At 68.0% G+C, this 18,311-nt stretch carries 16 protein-coding genes; 9 read left to right on the top strand and 7 right to left on the bottom strand.

Translation table 11 applies throughout. The features are described from left to right. The first annotated feature begins 335 nt into the window (after positions 1–335). Positions 336–1,628, top strand: coding sequence for an OmpP1/FadL family transporter (locus tag P2PM1_RS00075; RefSeq protein WP_244301354.1), 1,293 nt, complete (start codon positions 336–338; stop codon positions 1,626–1,628). Between the two features lie 77 nt (positions 1,629–1,705). Here P2PM1_RS00075 and P2PM1_RS00070 read toward each other — a convergent pair whose 3' ends face one another. Continuing rightward, entirely contained in the window at positions 1,706–2,485 is a 780-nt protein-coding gene (locus P2PM1_RS00070; protein ID WP_186397751.1) for an SDR family oxidoreductase, read from the bottom strand. A gap of 238 nt (positions 2,486–2,723) precedes the next feature. Between P2PM1_RS00070 and P2PM1_RS00065 the strand changes: the two genes are divergently transcribed. From P2PM1_RS00065 to P2PM1_RS00055, 3 genes are all read left to right on the top strand, one after another. Continuing rightward, positions 2,724–3,533, top strand: coding sequence for a UDP-2,3-diacylglucosamine diphosphatase (locus tag P2PM1_RS00065; protein ID WP_186386167.1), 810 nt, complete (start codon positions 2,724–2,726; stop codon positions 3,531–3,533). Further along, complete coding sequence (locus tag P2PM1_RS00060) at positions 3,530–4,564, top strand: glycosyltransferase family 1 protein (protein ID WP_186397750.1); 1,035 nt, start codon at positions 3,530–3,532, stop codon at positions 4,562–4,564. The genes P2PM1_RS00065 and P2PM1_RS00060 overlap by 4 nt, the downstream gene beginning before the upstream one ends. A 100-nt stretch (positions 4,565–4,664) precedes the next feature. After that, positions 4,665–5,651, top strand: a complete 987-nt coding sequence (locus tag P2PM1_RS00055) for a threonine/serine dehydratase (protein ID WP_244301352.1) — start codon at positions 4,665–4,667, stop codon at positions 5,649–5,651. Between the two features lie 19 nt (positions 5,652–5,670). On the opposite strand, the gene P2PM1_RS00050 is transcribed toward P2PM1_RS00055, so the two are convergent. Further along, a complete protein-coding gene (locus P2PM1_RS00050; protein ID WP_186386165.1) occupies positions 5,671–6,720 on the bottom strand; it encodes a DUF2336 domain-containing protein in 1,050 nt (349 codons plus the stop codon). A gap of 100 nt (positions 6,721–6,820) precedes the next feature. Continuing rightward, positions 6,821–8,002, bottom strand: coding sequence for a protein phosphatase CheZ (locus tag P2PM1_RS00045; protein WP_186397749.1), 1,182 nt, complete (start codon positions 8,000–8,002; stop codon positions 6,821–6,823). Between the two features lie 127 nt (positions 8,003–8,129). Here P2PM1_RS00045 and P2PM1_RS00040 point away from each other — a divergent pair, with 127 nt between their 5' ends. After that, positions 8,130–9,374, top strand: a complete 1,245-nt coding sequence (locus tag P2PM1_RS00040) for an MFS transporter (RefSeq protein WP_186397748.1) — start codon at positions 8,130–8,132, stop codon at positions 9,372–9,374. A gap of 71 nt (positions 9,375–9,445) precedes the next feature. On the opposite strand, the gene dgcA is transcribed toward P2PM1_RS00040, so the two are convergent. Together dgcA and dgcN are read right to left on the bottom strand one after the other, a co-directional pair. Continuing rightward, on the bottom strand, positions 9,446–10,429 hold the full coding sequence (dgcA, locus tag P2PM1_RS00035) for an N-acetyl-D-Glu racemase DgcA (protein ID WP_186397747.1): 984 nt from the start codon (positions 10,427–10,429) through the stop codon (positions 9,446–9,448). Further along, a complete protein-coding gene (gene dgcN / locus P2PM1_RS00030) occupies positions 10,426–11,439 on the bottom strand; it encodes an N-acetyltransferase DgcN (protein WP_186397746.1) in 1,014 nt (337 codons plus the stop codon). The genes dgcA and dgcN overlap by 4 nt, the downstream gene beginning before the upstream one ends. Positions 11,440–11,689: 250 nt before the next feature. On the opposite strand from dgcN, the gene P2PM1_RS00025 reads away from it, so the two are divergent. From P2PM1_RS00025 to P2PM1_RS00010, 4 genes are read left to right on the top strand one after another with little or no spacing between them, the layout of a single operon-like run. Further along, a complete protein-coding gene (locus P2PM1_RS00025; RefSeq protein WP_186386160.1) occupies positions 11,690–12,835 on the top strand; it encodes an ABC transporter permease in 1,146 nt (381 codons plus the stop codon). Then, positions 12,836–13,645 (top strand): ABC transporter ATP-binding protein, encoded by an 810-nt coding sequence (locus tag P2PM1_RS00020; RefSeq protein WP_186386159.1) that lies wholly within the window; start codon positions 12,836–12,838, stop codon positions 13,643–13,645. It begins immediately after the preceding gene. A gap of 17 nt (positions 13,646–13,662) precedes the next feature. Further along, complete coding sequence (locus P2PM1_RS00015; protein WP_186386158.1) at positions 13,663–15,312, top strand: MlaD family protein; 1,650 nt, start codon at positions 13,663–13,665, stop codon at positions 15,310–15,312. A gap of 14 nt (positions 15,313–15,326) precedes the next feature. Then, positions 15,327–15,944, top strand: coding sequence for an ABC-type transport auxiliary lipoprotein family protein (locus tag P2PM1_RS00010; RefSeq protein WP_208985146.1), 618 nt, complete (start codon positions 15,327–15,329; stop codon positions 15,942–15,944). A gap of 306 nt (positions 15,945–16,250) precedes the next feature. Here the strand turns inward: P2PM1_RS00010 and P2PM1_RS00005 are convergent, their stop codons facing one another. Continuing rightward, on the bottom strand, positions 16,251–17,186 hold the full coding sequence (locus P2PM1_RS00005; protein ID WP_186397745.1) for an IS110 family transposase: 936 nt from the start codon (positions 17,184–17,186) through the stop codon (positions 16,251–16,253). A 1,032-nt stretch (positions 17,187–18,218) separates the two neighbouring features. Further along, positions 18,219–18,311 (bottom strand): IS3 family transposase (locus P2PM1_RS25760; RefSeq protein ID WP_371636230.1); only part of this gene is annotated, 93 nt, incomplete at its 5' end.

Raw genomic sequence — 18,311 nt, 5'->3', positions numbered from 1 at the left:
ACGAGAGGCAGTATCTCTACGAATTTGCCTAAAATCTAGGCAATTGCGCGTCGAGTGTGTGGCGATGTCGCGAAACTGTCACGGGTGCTCCGATTTTCGCGTGGCCGATCGCCTTCCGTTGCGTAAATATCTCGTTACGGAACCTCCGGGCCGGCTTTTTTGCGTTAACTTGCTCGTCAAGCCCTCGCCAATCATGACGATTGCGAAGATGTCGTGGGTTTTTCATCCTTCCTCAAACAGGACGAACGCGAGGGGTTGTCCGTACCTGACATTCTGGGAGGAATGGTCGAGACATGGCACTCACGAGCACGGCACTTACGAGGAAGAGCCTTCTATTGTCCGCCGCTGCCATTGCGGTGGTGTCTGCTTCAACATCCGCCTTCGCCGGCGGTTTCGCTTTGCGCGAGCAGAGCGCCTATTATCAGGGTATGTCGTTCGCCGGCAGCGGCACCACCGGACCGTCGATCTCGTCGATGTTCTGGAACCCGGCGACCATCACCGGGGCCGGGGAGGGGTTCACCTTTGAGAGCCATCACTCGCTGATTGCTCCCAATGCCGAGATCACCGGCAACTTCACGCCTTCGGCCATCGGTGCCGGCGTGCTCGGCCTGACGCCGAGCTCGGCGCCCTCGGGCGACATCGGCAGCGAGGGCTATGTGCCGGCGTCCTACACGGCCTACAAGCTCACCGACCAGATCTTTCTGGGCCTGTCGATCAACGCGCCCTTCGGCCTGACCACCAAGCCGCACCAGAACTGGGCGGGGCAGTTCTATTCCAGAACCTCCAAGGTGATGTCGGTCAACGTGACGCCGACCATCGGCTACAAGCTGAACGACATGCTGTCCTTCGCCTTCGGCGTCCAGGTCCAGTATTTCAAGGTCACCCTGAAGTCGGCGCTCCCCAATGTTCCGGGCTACCCCTCGGCGATCCTGGACGGCGACGATGTCGGCTTCGGCGTGACGGCGGGCGTCACCTTCAAGCCGTTCGAGGGAACCGAGCTCGGCCTCGGCTTCCGCTCGGGGATCAGCCAGTCGCTCGACGGCAACATCCAGACGCCCGCCGGCTTGACGGCGATCGACGCGGGGCTGGTCACGCCGGAAATGATCAACTTCTCGGCCAAGCAGCGCGTCACCGACGCCTTCCGCGTCTTCGGCACGGTCGAGTGGACCAACTGGAGCCGGCTGAAGTCGCCGCGCGTCACCTCGCAGGCGACGGGCGCCACCGTGCAGACGCTGCACTTCAACTATCGCGATGCCTGGTTCTTCGCCATCGGCGGCGAGTACGACGTCACCGACGCCCTGACGATGCGTGCCGGTATCGGCTACGAGATCTCGCCGATCACGGACAAGATCCGCTCGACCCGCCTGCCGGATACCGACCGGCTGTGGCTGTCGGCCGGCGCCAGCTACAAGGTCACCGACGATATGTCCCTCGACCTCGGCTACACCTATATCCACGCGGGCAAGGCCAACATCAACATCGCTCCGGGCCATCAGGACTACAACCCGAATGTCGGCAGCTATGTCGGCAAGGCCAATGCGCATGTGAACATCGTCTCGGCGTCGCTGCGCTACCGTTGGGGCGGGCCGGCGGCGCGGCCGGACTACGACAGCGCGCGCGGCTACTGAGCCGCAGCCTGAACCGAAAGACGACGGACGCCGGCGGGCATCCCCCGCCGGCGTCCTGCGTTTGTGGCTGAGCGGCGTCAGAAGGCGGCCGGGTAGAGGCCGCCGTCGATCAGGATGTTCTGCCCGGTGACATAGGCCGCGTGCTGCGAACAATAGAAGGCGCAGATCTGGCCGAATTCCTCGGCGGTGCCGAAGCGGCCGGCGGGGATTTCCGCCTGCTGCGCCCGGCCGATGTCGTCGGCGCTGCGGCCGCTCAGGCCGGCCGCCCGTTCGATGCCGCCGCGCAGCCGGTCGGTGTCCATCTTGCCCGGCAGCAGGTTGTTGATGGTGACGTTGCGGCCCGCATAGGTCCGGCACACGCCGGCGAGAAAGGCGGTGAGCCCGGCGCGCGCGCCGCTCGACAGGTCCAGGCCCTCCAGCGGCATGCGGACGGTGATCGAGGTGATGTTGACGATGCGGCCGAAGCCGCGCTCGGCCATTCCGTCCGCCACCCGCTGGATCATCTCGATCGGCGAGACCATGTTCTGGATGACGCCGTCGATCATCGCCTCGCGGTCGAGTTCGCGATAGTCGCGGCGCGGCGGGCCGCCATTGTTGTTGACGAGGATATCCGGCTGCGGGCAGGCGGCGAGCAGCGCCTCCTGGCCTTCCTGCGTCGAGACATTGGCGACGATGGGGGTCACGGTCACGCCGTAGCGGGAGCGGATCTCGCTGGCGGTCTTGTCGAGGCGGAGCCGGTCGAGCCCGTTGATGACGAGGTCGCAGCCGGCTTGCGCCAGCGCCTCGGCGCAGCCGCGCCCCAGGCCCCGGCTGGAGGCGCAGACGATCGCCTTGCGGCCGCTAAGTCCAAGATCCATGTCGTGTCTCCCGAGTGTCGCCCGGACGGGGCGGGGGCCCTCCGGTCATCGTTGCCGATTGATAGCGGACCCGTCCCCGTCCCGTCCAGTTGCGCGGCCCTGCCGCAGGTCCTGTCCTGCGCCGGCGGCAATGCGGACAGGTTTCGGTGCCGTCTTTCGAGTCGTTTTCCGCCGCCTGTCATATTTCTGAGACCGGAATCGCGCATTTAGACGCTCAAAGTCTTGTCAGGAGCGTGCCATGTCCTCCGAGCCGGCCCCGAGACATTTCCGGGCGATCTTTCTGTCCGATATCCATCTGGGGACGCGTGGTTGCCAGGCGGACATGCTTCTCGATTTCCTCAAGTATCACGATGCCGAGACCATCTATCTGGTCGGCGACATCGTCGACGGCTGGCGGTTGCGCCGCATGTGGTACTGGCCGCAGGCCCATAACGACGTGGTGCAGAAGCTGATGCGCAAGGGGCGCAAGGGCGCCCGCATCGTCTATACGCCCGGCAACCACGACGAGTTCCTGCGCGATTTCCTCGGCACGCATTTCGGCGGCATCGAGGTGATCGAGGAAACTGTGCACGAGACGGCCGACGGTCGCCGCTATCTCGTCATCCATGGCGACCGCTTCGACGTGGTGGTGCGCCATGCCCGCTGGCTCGCCTTCCTCGGCGACTGGGCCTATGTCAGCGCGCTCAACCTCAACACCGGGCTCAACGTGCTGCGCCGGCGGCTGGGGCTGACCTATTGGTCGCTGTCCGCCTGGGCCAAGCTCAAGGTCAAGAACGCGGTCAACTTCATCGGCAAGTTCGAGGAGACCCTGGCGGGGGAGGCGGAGCGGCAAGGCGTCGACGGGGTGATCTGCGGCCATATCCACCATGCCGCCGACCATCACGAGTTCGGCACCCATTACATCAACACCGGCGACTGGGTGGAAAGCTGCACCGCCGTCGCCGAGCATCACGACGGCACGTTCGAGATCATCCGCTGGGCGGAGGCGGCGCGGCACGTGCAGGCTGCCGAGAGCCGTGCCACCGGACGGGCGCAGGCGGCGGCATGAAGTCGCTGCTGATCGTCACCGATGCCTGGCATCCCCAGATCAACGGCGTGGTGCGCTCCATCGAGCGGACCGTCGAGGAACTGCTGCGGATGGGCATGCCGGTGGAGGTGCTGTCGCCGGCGGATTTCTTCACCGTTCCCTGCCCGACCTATGCCGAGATCCGCCTGTCGCTGACGACGCCGGCGGCGCTGCGGCGGCGGGTGCTGGCCGGCGGCTATGATCACCTGCACATCGCCACCGAAGGCCCGCTCGGGCTGATGGCCGCCCGCGTCGCGCGCAGCCTCGGCATCGTCTACACCACCAGCTATCACACCCGCTTTCCCGAATATCTGTCGGCCCGCATGCCGGTGCCGGTGTCCTGGTCCTATGCCTGGCTGCGCGGGTTCCACAATGCCGGTCACGGCTGCATGGTGGCAACGCCGACCCTGGAGCGGGACCTGACGGCGCGCGGCTTCACCAAGCTGATGCGCTGGTCGCGCGGCGTCGATCACGAGCTGTTCCGCCCGCGCGAGGGCAGCGCCCTGGGCGAGGGGATCGCCGGGCCGATCTTCATGTATGTCGGCCGCGTGGCGGTGGAGAAGAACATCGCCGCCTTTCTCGATCTCGACCTGCCGGGGACGAAGGTGGTGGTCGGCGACGGGCCGCAACTGGCGGATCTGCGCGCGCGCTATCCGCAGGTCCTGTTCACCGGCTCGAAGACCGGCGAGGATCTCGCCTGGCACTATTCCTCCGCCGATGTGGTGGTCTTCCCGAGCCGCACCGACACGTTCGGCAATGTCCTGCTGGAAGCGCTGGCGGCCGGCGTTCCCGTCGCGGCCTATCCGGTGATGGGGCCGCTCGACATTCTCGAGGGCACCGGCGCCGGGGTGCTGGACGAGGATCTCGGCCGCGCGGCGGTGGCGGCACTGGCGATCTCGCGCGAGCGCTGCCGCGAGGTGGCGCTGTCCTACAGTTGGCAGGCCAGCACCCGCCAGTTTCTCGGCAACTGCCTGCACGCTGCCGAGATCGCGCAGTCTCGCGGCGCGGCGTGACCGGCCGGCGATCTGCGCCGGATCGCGCGCGGGCGTGGTGCGCGCTCTTCAAGGATGCGCGGTGATCGTGTAGGGATCTTGCTCCCGCAGGAGGCCCCCCATGGACGCGATTCCCATGCACCCGGTATTTCAGGACATTGTCGACGCGCGGACGCGCATCGCCGGCGAAGCGGTGGTGACGCCGCTGCTGCGCTCGCCGTTTCTCGACGAGATGACCGGCGGCACCGTGCTGCTGAAGGCGGAGACCCTGCAGCGTACCGGCTCCTTCAAGTTTCGCGGCGCCTTCAACCGGCTTTCGCTGATCCCGCAGGACCGGCGCGCGCGCGGCGTGGTCGCCTGTTCGTCCGGCAATCATGCGCAAGGGGTCGCCGAGGCCGCTCGCGTGCTCGGTATGCCGGCGACCATCGTCATGCCGCAGGATGCGCCGCAGGCCAAGCTCGACCGCACCCGTCGTTCGGGCGCCCGCATCGTCACCTATCGCCGCGGCGTCGACGACCGGGATGCGATTGCCCTGGGAATCGCGGAGGAAACCGGCGCGACCCTGGTTCATCCCTACAATGACGCCGGCGTCATCGCCGGCCAGGGCACCATCGGCGCCGAGGTTGCCGAACAGGCGGCGGCGATGGGGCTGGTGCCGGACGCGATGCTCACCTGCGCCGGCGGCGGCGGCATGACCGGGGGAATCGCCCTGGCGCTGGAGACGCTGCTGCCGGATTGCGAATTGCTGCCGGTGGAGCCGGAAGGCTTCGACGATCACGGGCGCTCGCTGGCGGCCGGCGTGCCGGTCGCCAATCCCAGCGAGGCCGGCTCGATCTGCGATGCGCTGCTCGCCCGCCAGCCGGGAGAGATCGGCTTTTCCATCACCCGGCGGCGGGCAAAGCGCGGCCTGGTGGTCAGCGACGCGGAAGCCCTTGCCGCCGTCGCCTTCGCCTTCCGCGAGCTGAAGCTGGTGGTGGAGCCGGGCGGGGCCGTGTGCCTTGCGGCGGTTCTGTCGGGGCGGCTGCCGGTCGCCGGGCGCGTCGTCGCGCTCACCCTGTCCGGCGGCAATATCGACGCCGACATGATGGCGAAGGCGCTGGCGGGCTAGGTCGCGAAAGCGGCGAGGATCAGTTGAAGGCGCGTCGGCCGCCGGGGTGCCGCATCGTCCGGTAATTGTAGACGTCCTGCGCCACGGTCTTGCTGTTGATGCCGAGCCAGTCGCATCTGAGCCGCAGGAACCTGCCATAGGCCTTGGGGCCGATGCCGGTCTCCTTCATCAGCAGCGCGACGGCCCCGCCGGCCTGCGAGGCGAAGGTGTCGCGCACCGTCGAGTCGCGCAAGGACAGGTGGCGGGACACCAGCCAGATGATCCCCGCCATGTCCTTGCGTTCGATCAGCGTCAGGAAGATGCTCTCGAAGCTCAGCTCGCCCGAGGCGATCTGGATGTGGATCTCGTGACGCGACAATTGCTCGCCCGCGACCTCCAGGCCGGCATCCCGGTCGTCGGCAATGGCCCGCTCCGCCAGCCGGCCGAGTTGCTGCGGATCATCGAGCGCCCGCTCCAGGTCGTCCGGCATCAAGGGGCAGTCGGTCTGCGAGATCATCCGCATGTCGTCGCGGAAGCCGTCGTCCAGGGCGCAGCGTTGGGCCAGCGCCCAGAGCAGCCGCTGGTCGCTGCCCGAGAGAATCAGGATCGCGAGCAATGCTCTTACGGCGAATTCGGCGCCGCGATTGTGCAGCAGGGCGTTGATCACCGGGAACGTGCCGCGGGCGATCAGCGTGTCGACGATGTCCTTGGGGACATGGAGGCGGCGGGCGATCGCCAGCCGGTGGCGGTTCGACCTCGTGCGGGACACCTCGAGCAGCTTGTCCGCGCTGACCACCGGCGAGTGTTCCAGCACCGGCTCGCTGACGTCGAAGGGCTCCTCGGTCAGGCGGTCGGCAAGCGGCTGGGTGATGCGGGCCGTGCGGGCGAGGCGGACGACGATGTCGAGGCGCACCGAATGGTCGAGCTGGTCGAAGACGTCGAGCACGAGGCCTGAAAAGAGCTGGCGCTCGGCTTCCGTCGGCTCCCGCTCCAGCTTGTCGGCATATTGGGCGCTGAGCAGGCGCACGAGTTCGGAGCGCGCCGAAGGCTCGCGTGTCCTTGCCAGTTGCTCCAGCCGGTCACGGATCATGCGCCCCGTCCATTGCCACAATGTGCCCCCGATCGAAGAGATACAGACAATCGGCCGCAGGTCCAAGGGCGAAGGGCAAAGGACAAAGGGCGGGCTGTCGTTAGCTGAACAGCGACTGCTTCTCGCCGGGGGACAGGCGGTCGAGCGGGTCGTCGCTTTCGCCGCTGTCCAGGATCGCCCGTTTCGGCGCCGGCCGGGCCGGCTGCGGGTCCGGAGTTTCGAACTCGGCATCCCAGGCGGCGGCCTCCTCGCTGTCGACCATCACGACATCGTCGAAGTCGTCCACCGGGGCGATGTCCGGCTGCGGCCGGCCGGGCTTTTCGAAAACGTCTGCATCGGCGAAATCGATGTCGTCGAAATCGAGCCCCGCCGAAGGCGCGGACGTATCGTCGCCGGACCCGTCCGCGTCCTCGTCGGCGGCATCGAACACGTCGGCGCCGGTCTCCGCCGCGTCCGAGGCGAAGAGGGCGTCGATCTCGTCGGCCGAGGCGATGGCGCCGGAGAAGGCCTCGGCCTCTTCCGCTTCGCCGGACGCATCGGCGCCGGCCTCGAGACCGTCGAAGTCCATGTTCGCCTCGCCGCCGAACATCTCGTCGACGGCGTCCTGCGACACGCCCTTGCCCTCGAGCTGCGGTCCGTTCAGCAGATGCGCGTCCGGGCGCTTGTCCTCGACGAACTTCGGATCTTCCGCCTGGCTGCCTTCGATGCCCCAGATCGAGACCATGAGATTGATGCGGGACTCCAGATACTGCAGCACCTGGACGATCTTCTGCGTCCGCTGGCCGGTCAGGTCCTGGAACGAGCAGGCCATGAAGATCTCGGTCGCGCGGGCGTCGATGTCGTCGCAGCTTTCTTCGTCCGCGCCGTTCTCGCGCAGCGTCCAGGCGGTCTCCTGGATCGCTTCGGCGGCGGCGAGGATTTCCTGGGTCGCGCTCTCGGTCTTGGTGACGATGGCGTCGAGCTCGTTGGAGGCCTCGATGAAGCGGTTGCCCTCTTCCTGCTCATGCTTGATGTTGGAGATCTCGCGCTTGGTGCGCTCGATCGCTTCCTGCATGTCGGCGATGTCGAGGCGAATCCGGTCGATGCTGGGCACCGTGCGCTCGCGCACCATCACCTTTTCCAGACGGGCGATGGCGTCGAGCACCATCTGGGTTTCCGGCTTCTGGTTGCGGCGGATGTATTCGTCCAGGAACCAGCGGCCGCGATCGGTGTCCGTCAGGGCGGTCAGAAGCGTTTCGTAATCGCTCTCGCGGATCGCGCTCGGCGTGCCCGTGTCAGCCATGACTGTCGTTCCGTGTTCTTGTTCCGCCTCGGCGCCGGCTCGCCCGGGGACCGACGTTCATGCTTAATCGCCAAATCCTTAAAATCGGTATAGAAGGCGGGTCCAACCGGATCTCGGACATCCTCCCATGCCTTTAAGCGCCAGGGTTGCGGCCATTTTCGCAGCCTATTTCTTCGGCCTCGGCCTGTTCCTTCCCTTCTTCCCGCTGGTGCTTGCCAGCTCGGGCCTGAGCGCCGGCGAGATCGGAACGCTGCTCGCCGTGCCGATGGTGGTGCGGCTTGCCGCCAACCCGCTGATCGGCGCCATCGTTGATCGCTTCGGCACGCCGGGCCGCGCCATCGCCCTGCTCAGCATCATTGCTGCCATTGCGTTTTCAGGCTTTTTCGTCGCCAAGAGCTTCCTCGCCAGCGCCCTGCTGCTGGTCGCCATCTCCATCGCCTGGTCGCCGCTGATGCCGCTCGGGGATGCGCTGGCGGCCCGCGTCGAGCGTGAGGGCAAGGGCGATTACGGCCGCATGCGCCTGTGGGGCTCGGTCTCCTTCATCGTCGCCAATGTCATCGGCGGGGTGCTGATCGGCGAATGGACCGTGACCGTCGTCGTCGGCGGCATCGTCGTCGGCCTCTTCGCCGCAGGCCTTGCTGCGCTCACCGTGTCGCTGCCGCGAGTCGAGGTGAGCGAAAACGAATCGGTGTCGATCGCCTCGCCGGACCTTGCCCTGGCCGAGGTGGTCGACGATGCGTCGCCGCCGCCCGTTGCCGCCGGCCGGCGCCGGCGCGGTCTCGGCGAGCTGTTGCGGGAAGGGACCTTCGTCACGCCCGGCTTCCTGCTGGTGATCCTCGCCGCCGGCTGCGCCCAGGGAAGCCACGCCGCCTATTATGCCTTCAGCGCGCTGCACTGGTCGCAGGCCGGGCTGTCGGGCACCGCCGTCGGCATCTTCTGGGGCGTCGGGGTGATCACCGAGATCGCGCTGTTCGCCGCCTCCGCGCGCGTTCGCGCGGTCCTCGGCATCAACGGGCTGCTCGCCATCGGCATTGCCGGGGCGGTGCTGCGCTGGCTGCTGTTCCCCTTGGCGGAGGCGCCGCTGTCGATCCTGCTGCTGCAATTGCTGCATGGGCTCAGCTTCGGCGCCACGCATCTGGGCGCCGTCGCCTTCGTCGCGCGGATGGCGCCGCCGCAATGGGCGGGGGCGGCGCAGGGCATCAACTCGATGGTGATCGGCGCGGTGACGGCGCTGGCCTCGGCGGGGGCCGGCTATCTCTATGCGCTGGGGCCGATGCCGGCCTTCGTCGCCATGGCGGGGCTTGCCGCGGCCGGCGGCGTCTTCCTGCTGGCCGGGCTGGTGGTCGCGCGCGCGGACGCCCGGACCCGCTGATCGGCGGGTCCTTTTGACGGTCACGTCCCGCTGATCGCCAGTTCCCGCTGATCGTCAGGTCCTTTTGACGGTCAGCCCCACAGCTCGGGGCGGGGCGGGTGCATCAGGCTGCCGGTGAAGACGAGGCCCGGCTCCCGGTCCTTCGACAGCAGCAGCGGCGCGTCGAGATCGACATAGTCGGCCTCCTGCGCGATCAGCGCGCCCGGCGCCATCGCCAGCGAGGTGCCGAGCATGCAGCCGATCATCACCTTGAACTTCATCTCCCGCGCCGTGCGGGCAAGGCGCAGCGCCTCGGTCAGCCCGCCGGTCTTGTCGAGCTTGATGTTCACCGCATCATAGAGCGGGGCGAGGCGGTCGAGGTCGGCGGAGGTGTGCAGGCTCTCGTCGGCGCAGACCGGGATCGGGCGCGGCAGGTGGGCGAGGGCGGCGTCGGCGTCGGCGGGCAGCGGCTGCTCGATCAGCTCCACCCCGGCGGCGCGGCAGGCCTCCATGTTGCGGGCGAACAGCGCCTCGCTCCAGGCCTCGTTGGCATCGACGATCAGCCGGGCATTCGGCGCGGCGGCGCGCACGGCGGCGATGCGCGCGTCGTCGCCCTCGCCGCCGAGCTTGATCTTCAGCAAGGGGCGGTCCTTCGCCTTCGCCGTGTCGGCGGCCATCTTCTCCGGCGTGCCGAGGCTGATGGTGAAGGCCGTCGTTACCGGGCCGAGCGGGCCGAGCCCGGCAAGCGCTGCCGCGCTGGTGCCGGCCTGTTTGGCGGCAAGGTCCCAGAAGGCGCAGTCGACGGCATTGCGCGCCGCGCCCGCCGGCATCGCCTGCTGCAGGCCGGCGCGGTCGAGGCCGCGGGCGATCTCGGGCGCCATCCGCTCGATCTCGGCCATCACCCCCTCGACGGTCTCGCCGTAGCGGGCGTAAGGGACGCATTCGCCGCGCCCGCGATGGGGGCCTTGCCTCAGCGTGACGACGACCACATTCGCATGGGTGCGGCTTCCCCGTGAAATGGTGAAGCCGCCCTCGATCGGCCAGCTATCCGTCGCGACGACGAGTTCGACCGTCATGGCTGGCCGAACTCGGCGGCGATCCGCGCGACGATGGTCTCGCAGCCGAAGCGCACCGGATCGGTGGCGGGCAGGCCGTATTCGGCTTCGGTGTCGGCGAGCAGCTTGCGGGCCTCGTCCTCGGCAAGGGCGGCGGTGTTGATGCTGATGCCGACGCAGCGGATCTCCGGATTGGTCAGCCTGCCGAGCGCGATGGTCATGTCGATGACCTGTTGGATCGTCGGCAGCTTGGTCTTGACGCCGCGCATGGTGGTGCGGGTCGGCTCGTGGCAGACGACGAAGGCGTCCGGCTGCGAGCCGTGCAGCAGGCCGAGGGTGACGCCGGCGAAGGAGGGATGGAACAGCGAGCCCTGGCCCTCCACCAGATCCCAGTGGTTGTCGTCGGCCGCCGGCGAGATCCACTCGGCCGCGCCCGAGATGAAGTCGGCGACCACCGCGTCGAGCGAGACGCCGCGCCCGGAAATGAACACGCCGGTCTGGCCGGTGGCGCGGAAGTCGGCATCGAAGCCCTTGTCGCGCATCGCCTGTTCCAGCGCCAGCGCGCAGTATTTCTTGCCGACGGAGCAGTCGGTGCCGACGGTCAGCAGCCGCTTGCCGCTGCGCTTGCTGCCCTTGCCGGTGTCGAAGCGGATGTCGGAATGGCGCACGTCGAACAGCTTGCGGCCGTTGCGCTCGGCCGCCTCGCGGATCTCCGGGATGGCGCGCAGGCGCATGTGCAGGCCGCTGGCGACGTCCATCCCCGCATCGAGGGCGGCGACGATCGAGGCCACCCAATGGGCGGGCAGCACGCCGCCGGCATTCACCGCGCCGATCACCATGGTGCGGGCGCCGGCCGCAGCCGCCTCCTGCGGAGACATCTCCGGCAGTTTCGCATCCGCCTTGCACCCGTCCAGCCGATGCTGGCCCAGGCACCAGTCGCGGCGCCAGTCGACGATGCCGAGCCCGGTCTTCGCGGCCAGCGCGTCGGGAACGTCGCCGAGGAACAGCAGGTAAGGATGGGCAATTTCCATCATGGTCTCCTGATAGACGGATGTCCGGACATGGTGCGGCCGGTCAAGTGCGGCCGGTAAGGTGGGGCCTCCCGCCTTTCGGGGCCGGTTGGCTGGACGCTTGCGTTGGCGCCAAGGTATACGTGGACGTCGGGAGGCTCGGCAAGAGGGCGCAGTGGCGCGGGGCCGCGCCCCCGGCATCAACGGTTTGCCGCGCAGCTTTGCCGCAGCGCGCAAGCTGGCGGCGACACGGAACGGGACGACGGCTGGCATGACGCTTGAGGCAGCGCAGGAGATACCGCGCATCTCGCTCGAGGAGAAGGACGGCGTCCTTCTCCTGGTGCTCGCCGGGCCGTGGACGATCCATCACAGCGAGACCATGGAACAGGCGCTGGCCGGCGTCGGCGTGTCCGCGGCGGGGCGGATCCATATCGACCTTGCCCAGCTTCGCCGGCTCGACACGGCCGGAGCCTGGCTCATCCACAGGCTGCGGGGCGACCTGGAGTTCCACGGCGCGCGCGTCAGCCTGCAGGGCGTGCGGCCCTCCTTCGCTGCGCTGATCTCCGAGATCGAGCAGCACCATCCGCCGCCCTGGGCGCCGGTGCGGCACAAATTGTCGGTCTTCAGTGTTCTGGAGACGACGGGGCGCGAGGTCGTCGGCATCGGACGGGACGCGCTCGCCATTCTGCACATCGTCGGCTCGCTGGTCAGCGTGCTGTCCGGCGTGCTGGTGCGGCCGCGCTGCCTGCGGCTCGTCTCGATTGCCACCCAGTTCGATCGCGCCTGCATCGGCGCGGTGCCGATCGTCATGCTGATGAGCTTCCTGATCGGGGCGATCATTGCCCAGCAGGGCGGCTTCTATCTGCGCCAGTTCGGCGCCGAGGTCTATGTCGTCGACCTGTCCGGCGTTCTGGTGCTGCGCGAGATCGGCGTGATTCTCACGGCGATCATGGTCGCGGGGCGGTCCGGCTCGGCCTTCACCGCCGAGATCGGCTCGATGAAGATGCGCGAGGAAATCGACGCGCTGCATGTCATCGGCCTGCGGGTCACGGAAGTGCTGATCCTGCCGCGGCTGTTCGCGCTGATCCTGGCCCTGCCGATCCTCACCTTCCTGTCGAACCTCGCCGCCCTGTTCGGCGCCGGGCTGGTGTCCTGGCTCTATCTCGACATGGCGCCGCGGGTGTTCATCAACCTGATGCAGCAGGCGGTGACCGTCGACACGCTGCTGGTGGGCATCGTCAAGGCGCCGTTCATGGCCATGATCATCGGCCTCGTCGCCTGCGTCGAAGGCATGAAGGTCTCGGGTTCGGCCGAATCGCTCGGCCATCACACGACGATGTCCGTGGTGAAGGCGATCTTCATGGTGATCGTCGTCGACGGCCTCTTCGCCATCTTCTTTTCCTCGATCGGGATCTGAATGTCCTCCGACACCGCTCTTTCGCCCCGTGAGGCAGACGATCAGTCCCCGCAGGACCAGGAGATCATCCTGCGGGTTCGCGGGGTCACCGTCGGTTTCGGCTCGACGGTGGTGCTGAAGGATCTCGATCTCGATGTCCGCACCCGCGAGATTCTCGGCTTCGTCGGCGGATCGGGCACCGGCAAGTCGGTCTTGATGCGGGCGATTCTCGGCCTGACGCCGAAGCGGGCCGGCTCGATCGAGGTGTTCGGCGTCGATCTCGACAAGGCCTCGCCGGACGAGCGGCAGGCGGTGGAGCGGCGCTGGGGCGTGCTGTTCCAGCAGGGCGCCCTGTTCTCCTCGCTCACCGTGCGCCAGAACATCCAGGTGCCGATGCGCGAGCACATGCGCATGTCGCAGCGGCTGATGGACGAACTGGCGCTGCTCAAGCTGGAAATGGTCGGCCTGCCGCGCAGCGCGGCGGACAAGTTCCCCTCGGAGCTCTCCGGCGGCATGATCAAGCGGGCGAGCCTTGCCCGCTCGCTGGCGCTCGATCCGGACCTCGTGTTTCTCGACGAGCCGACGTCGGGGCTGGACCCGATCGGTGCCGCCGCTTTCGACGATCTGGTGCGCGCGCTTCGTGATACGCTCGGCCTGACCGTCTATATGGTCACGCACGATCTCGACAGCCTGCATTCCATTTGCGACCGCGTCGCGGTATTAGGAGAAAAGAGGGTGCTCAAGGCGGGAACGGTTGCCGAACTGATGGCATTCGACAACGCTTGGGTTCAGTCTTATTTCAACGGCGAGCGGGCGTTGCGGCGGGTATAGGCAGGAACAGCGAAAGCATGGAAACCCGCGCGAATTATATTGCCATCGGCGCCTTCGTCTTTGCGACGCTGATCATCGGATTCGTTTTCATCTACTGGCTCGGCAGCCGGGCGGAAGGCCCGCGCGCGGTGCCGGTGAAGGTGATTTTTCAAGGGGCGGTGACCGGCCTTTCGGTCGGCGGATCGGTCAATTTCAACGGCATCAAGGTCGGCGATGTCGGCGAGCTCGGCTTCGACGCCAAGGACCCGCGCGTGGTGATCGCGACGATCCGCGTCAGCCCGTCGACGCCGCTGCGCCGGGACGTCAAGGCGACGCTCGGTTTCCAGACCCTGTCGGGCATCGCCTATGTCGACCTGTCGGGCGGGTCGACCAGCGCGCCGCTGCTGCTCGATCCCGATGCGGACGAGCCGCCGGTGATCTATGCCGAGCGCTCCGCCTTCGAGGATATCGTCGAGGGCGCAAGGGACATTCTCAGCCGCGCCGAGACGACGCTGGCCTCGCTCGAGCGGGTGGTGAACGACAACCGCGAGGAAGTGAACAAGATCATCGTCAACGCGCGGGTCTTCACGGATGCGCTGGCGAACAATGCCGACGGCGTCGACACGTTCATGGCCAGCGTCGCCAGCACCGGCGAGGCCCTGCAGAGCCTGTCCGGCCGTCTTGAAGGGCTGGTCGACAGCGCCACCGCGGTGGTCAATGCCGTGCCGCCCGACCGGGTGACCCAGATCGTCACCGACGCGGCCGAGGTCACGGCAAAGGCGGCGCAGGCAGCGGACGGCTTCGGCGGGCTCGTCGCCAATGCGGAGACCGCGGCGCAGGACCTGCAGAAATTCGCCGCCGGCCTCACCGACAGCCTGGCTCAGGTCGATGCGGTGATCGCGACGGTGCGGCCCGAGGCCGTGTCGCGGATCGTCGAGGGGGCGTCCTCCTTCGCCACGATGCTGCAGGAGCGGTCGGCGGACATCGACCGGCTGGTGCTCTCCTCGGCGCGGACGATGGAGAACCTCGAGGAGGTCAGCACGGTGGTCGCCGAGGGCAAGGACGATATCCGCCAGGTCCTCGCCGATACGCGCGTCCTCGGCACGCAGCTCGTCGAGACCGTCGATCGCCTCGACAAGGTGGTGGCCGCCGTCGATCCGCAGCAGATCGCCAGTGTCGTTGCCTCGGTCGAGCGGTTCTCCGGCGGGCTGGCGGAGAAGACCGAGACCGTGACGGCGGCGATCGACAGGGCCGGCGAGGCGGTCGCCAATGTCAACGAGTTCAGCCAGAGCCTGAAGGGACGCGGGCCGGAGATCGACCAGATCCTGCGCGATGCGCAGGAGCTTGCGTCGAAGCTCAACGAGACCGGAACCCGCATCCAGAGCGTCGTCGAGAAGGTCGATGCGATGGTCGAGGGCGACGGCGAAGGCCTGATCGCCGAGGCGACGCAGGCGGCGGCCTCGATCCGCAAGGTCGCCGACGTGCTCGCCGAGCGGGTCGGGCCGATCGCCAGCGGGCTGGAGCGGTTCACCGTGCGGGGATCGAGCGATTTCTCCAATGCCATGGCCCAGCTCAGCCGCACGCTGGTGGAGATCCAGCGCACCGTCTCCGATCTCAACCGGGATCCGCAGCGCGTGATCTTCGGCGGGCCGGACAGGCCCACCTTCGGGGGGGCGCAGCGGCGATGACATGGAAATTGGGGGTGGGTGTGGGTGAACGGGCCGGCCTCAAGGGCCTTCTTTCCGCCGGGGCGATCGGCATGGCGCTGCTGCTCGGCGGCTGCGGCACGGCGAGCACCCCGGATGCCTATTACGGGCTGACGGCGCCGGCGGTGTCCGAACGCGCGCCGTCGGCGCGCGGCGGCGGCATCCAGGTGCTGGTCGCGGCGCCGCGCGCCCTGCAGGCGCTCGACACCTCGTCCATCGCCGTCGTCGACCGGGGGCCGGTTTACACCTATTTCCCGAAGGCCGCCTGGACCGACACCCTGCCCAAGGTGGTCCAGGCCAAGATCGTCCAGACGCTGGAGAACACGCGCGGCCTGCGCGGCGTCGGCCTGCCGGGCGAGGGGCTGCTGATCGACTATCAGTTGCAGACCGACCTCAGATCCTTCCAGTTGCAGATCGACGGCCAGACCCGGGCGGTGGTCGAGGTGATGGCGCGGCTGGTCAACGACCGCAACGGCCGCACCAAGGCCAGCCGCATCTTCCGCGCCGAGGTTCCGGCGGCGAGCACCAGCGTGCGCGATGCCGTCGCGGCGATGAACGCGGCGGCGGACAATGTCCTCGGCGAACTCTCCGCCTGGGTGCTGTCCAACGTGTGACGCGGGCCTCGCGTCCTCGCGGCCGCCCTTGCCCCGTGTCCACCCGCCACCGCTCTGGGAACGAATAGGCCCCGGATCTCCGGCTTCGCCTGCGTCCGGGGGGACGGCCGAGGGTGGGGGGACGGCGGTGGGATGATCACCGAAGGGCGGAGGCACGACCTCGCATCCCCACCGGGGTCACCCCGGACGAGCATCGCGAGATCCGGGGCCTATTGGCACCCTGAGCGGCGGCGAGGACACGCCCGCGCGAACCCCACGCTCAGCCTGTCGTCCCGGTTTCGGCTTGCCGAAGACCGGCAACTGTGTTCATGCGATGCGATAGGGGACGTTGTCGCGTAGCATGGCATTGAGGCGGATGAGGAGTTTTCGTGCGGTGGCGATGAGGGCGATCTTGCGGGCTTTCGCGGTTTGGGTGATGCGGTCGGCGAAGGCCTTGAGATCGGGACAGGTCCGCGCGGCGATCAGCGCGGCCATGTAGAGCGCCTTCCTGACACGGCTGCGCCCGCCGGCGATGCAGCGCTGTCCTTTGAGTTTTCCGGAATCGTGATTGAACGGGGCGAGCCCGGCCAGTGCCGCAAGCCGCTTGGGCCCGGTCCTGCCGAGCTCGGGCATGAGTGCCAGCAGAACCTGGGCAGAGACCGGGCCGATGCCCGGCGCGCTGGCCAGGAGGCGGGCCTGATCGCGCAACTCCCGCTGCGCCTGCACATGGCGCTGGATCTCCGCCTCCACGCGGGCGATGGCCTCGCCGAGACGGGTGACCGCAGCTTCGAGGTCCTCGCGCACGAACGGGTCCTCGGGCTGGGAGAGACGGTTCTTCTCCATGACGCGCATGGCGACGATCTGGTCGCGGCGCGCACTCAGCTCCGCCAGGCGAAGACGGTGGGGACAGGGCGGGGCGTCGGGCTCCGGCCTGAGCCGTTCGCCGAGATCGGCCAGCACCACCGCGTCCAGCGCATCGGTCTTGGCCTTGCGCCCGCGCGCCTGGGCGTAGCGGCGCACCAGGGTGGGGTTGAGCCGGGCGCTGGCGACGCCTGCCCGGTGCAGGTGCTCGCGCAGGATCCGGTCGTAACTCCCGGTTGCCTCGAAGACGACGAGGCAGTTCGTCCGCGCCAGATGTCCGGCCCACTTCTGCACGGCCGCAGCCGTGTTGTCGATCCGCCGCACACGGCCCTCGGCCGGGTCGAAGAGATCCAGCCACTCCTTGGAAACATCGCATCCCACGTAGCGATCGAATATAGTCATGAGGCCTGTCCCTGTGATGCGAGGTCTGTTGCAACCAGCCTCGTGCAACTGTTCAGGTTGATCATGCGAAGCGGGGCGGGGCCAAATGCCGGTCTACGGTCTCACAACGACCAGGGGCCCAACGGCCTCCGTCCCGCAAGCATCATGACACAGCCCGGACATACAGGGATCCAGTAACCCCGATCGGTCGCGACTGAAGCCTCGGCGCTGCCGCCGCAAGGCCGGAGGCTGCCGCCTTCGCACACCCACACGCCCCGGCGGATACTGGATGCCTGCCTTCGCAGGCATGACAGCCGAGAGTGGGGGAGCGGCATTCCACCTCATGCCTGCTGAGGGTGCCAATGGCTCCCGGCTCTCCGGCTTCGCCTGCGGCCGGGATGACGTCCTGAGTGAGAGGGGCCGCCTCGCCCACCGGGGTCACCCCGGACGAGCATCGCGAGATCCGGGGCCTATTGGCACCCTGAGCGGCGGCGCGGAGACGCCCGCGCGAACCCCGCGTCCTCCGGGACGCAATCCTCTCCCCGCGTCCTCCCGGACGGCGCGCAGCGCCGAGCCGGGACCGGCGAGCCGAGGGCCTCACGAAGGCACTTCCGAACGACGCCACACCCGCCGTGCCTCCCCGGTCCCGGATCATCGGCCTTCGGCCTCGTCCGGGAAGACGCAAAGGAGAGGCATTCCATCTCATGCCTGCTGAGGGTGCCTCTGGTTCCCGGCTCGCGCTGCGCTTGCCCGGGACGACATCCTGAGTGAGAGGGGCCGCCTCGTCCCCCGGGGTCACCCCGGACGCGCATCGCGAGATCCGGGGCCTATTGGCACCCTGAGCGGCGGCGAGGACACGCCCGCGCGAACCCCACGCTCAGCCTGTCGTCCCGGTTTCGGCTTGCCGAAGACCTGGATCCAGTAACCCCGATCGGTCGCGACTGAAGCCTCGGCGCTGCCGCCGCAAGGCCGGAGGCTGCCGCCTTCGCACACCCACACGCCCCGGCGGATACTGGATGTGGACTTGCTTCGCAAAAGTGGAGAGGGGTTTTGTTATCCGCCCATTTTTTCGAACTGGACGGGGCTGATGTATCCAAGCGCCGAGTGGCGTCTTGAGGGATTGTAGAAACCGTCGATGTAGCGCGC

This window comes from Stappia sp. P2PMeth1 (genome assembly GCF_900185735.1).
GTDB lineage: Bacteria > Pseudomonadota > Alphaproteobacteria > Rhizobiales > Stappiaceae > Stappia.
This window is presented reverse-complemented; position numbering and strand designations above follow the sequence as displayed.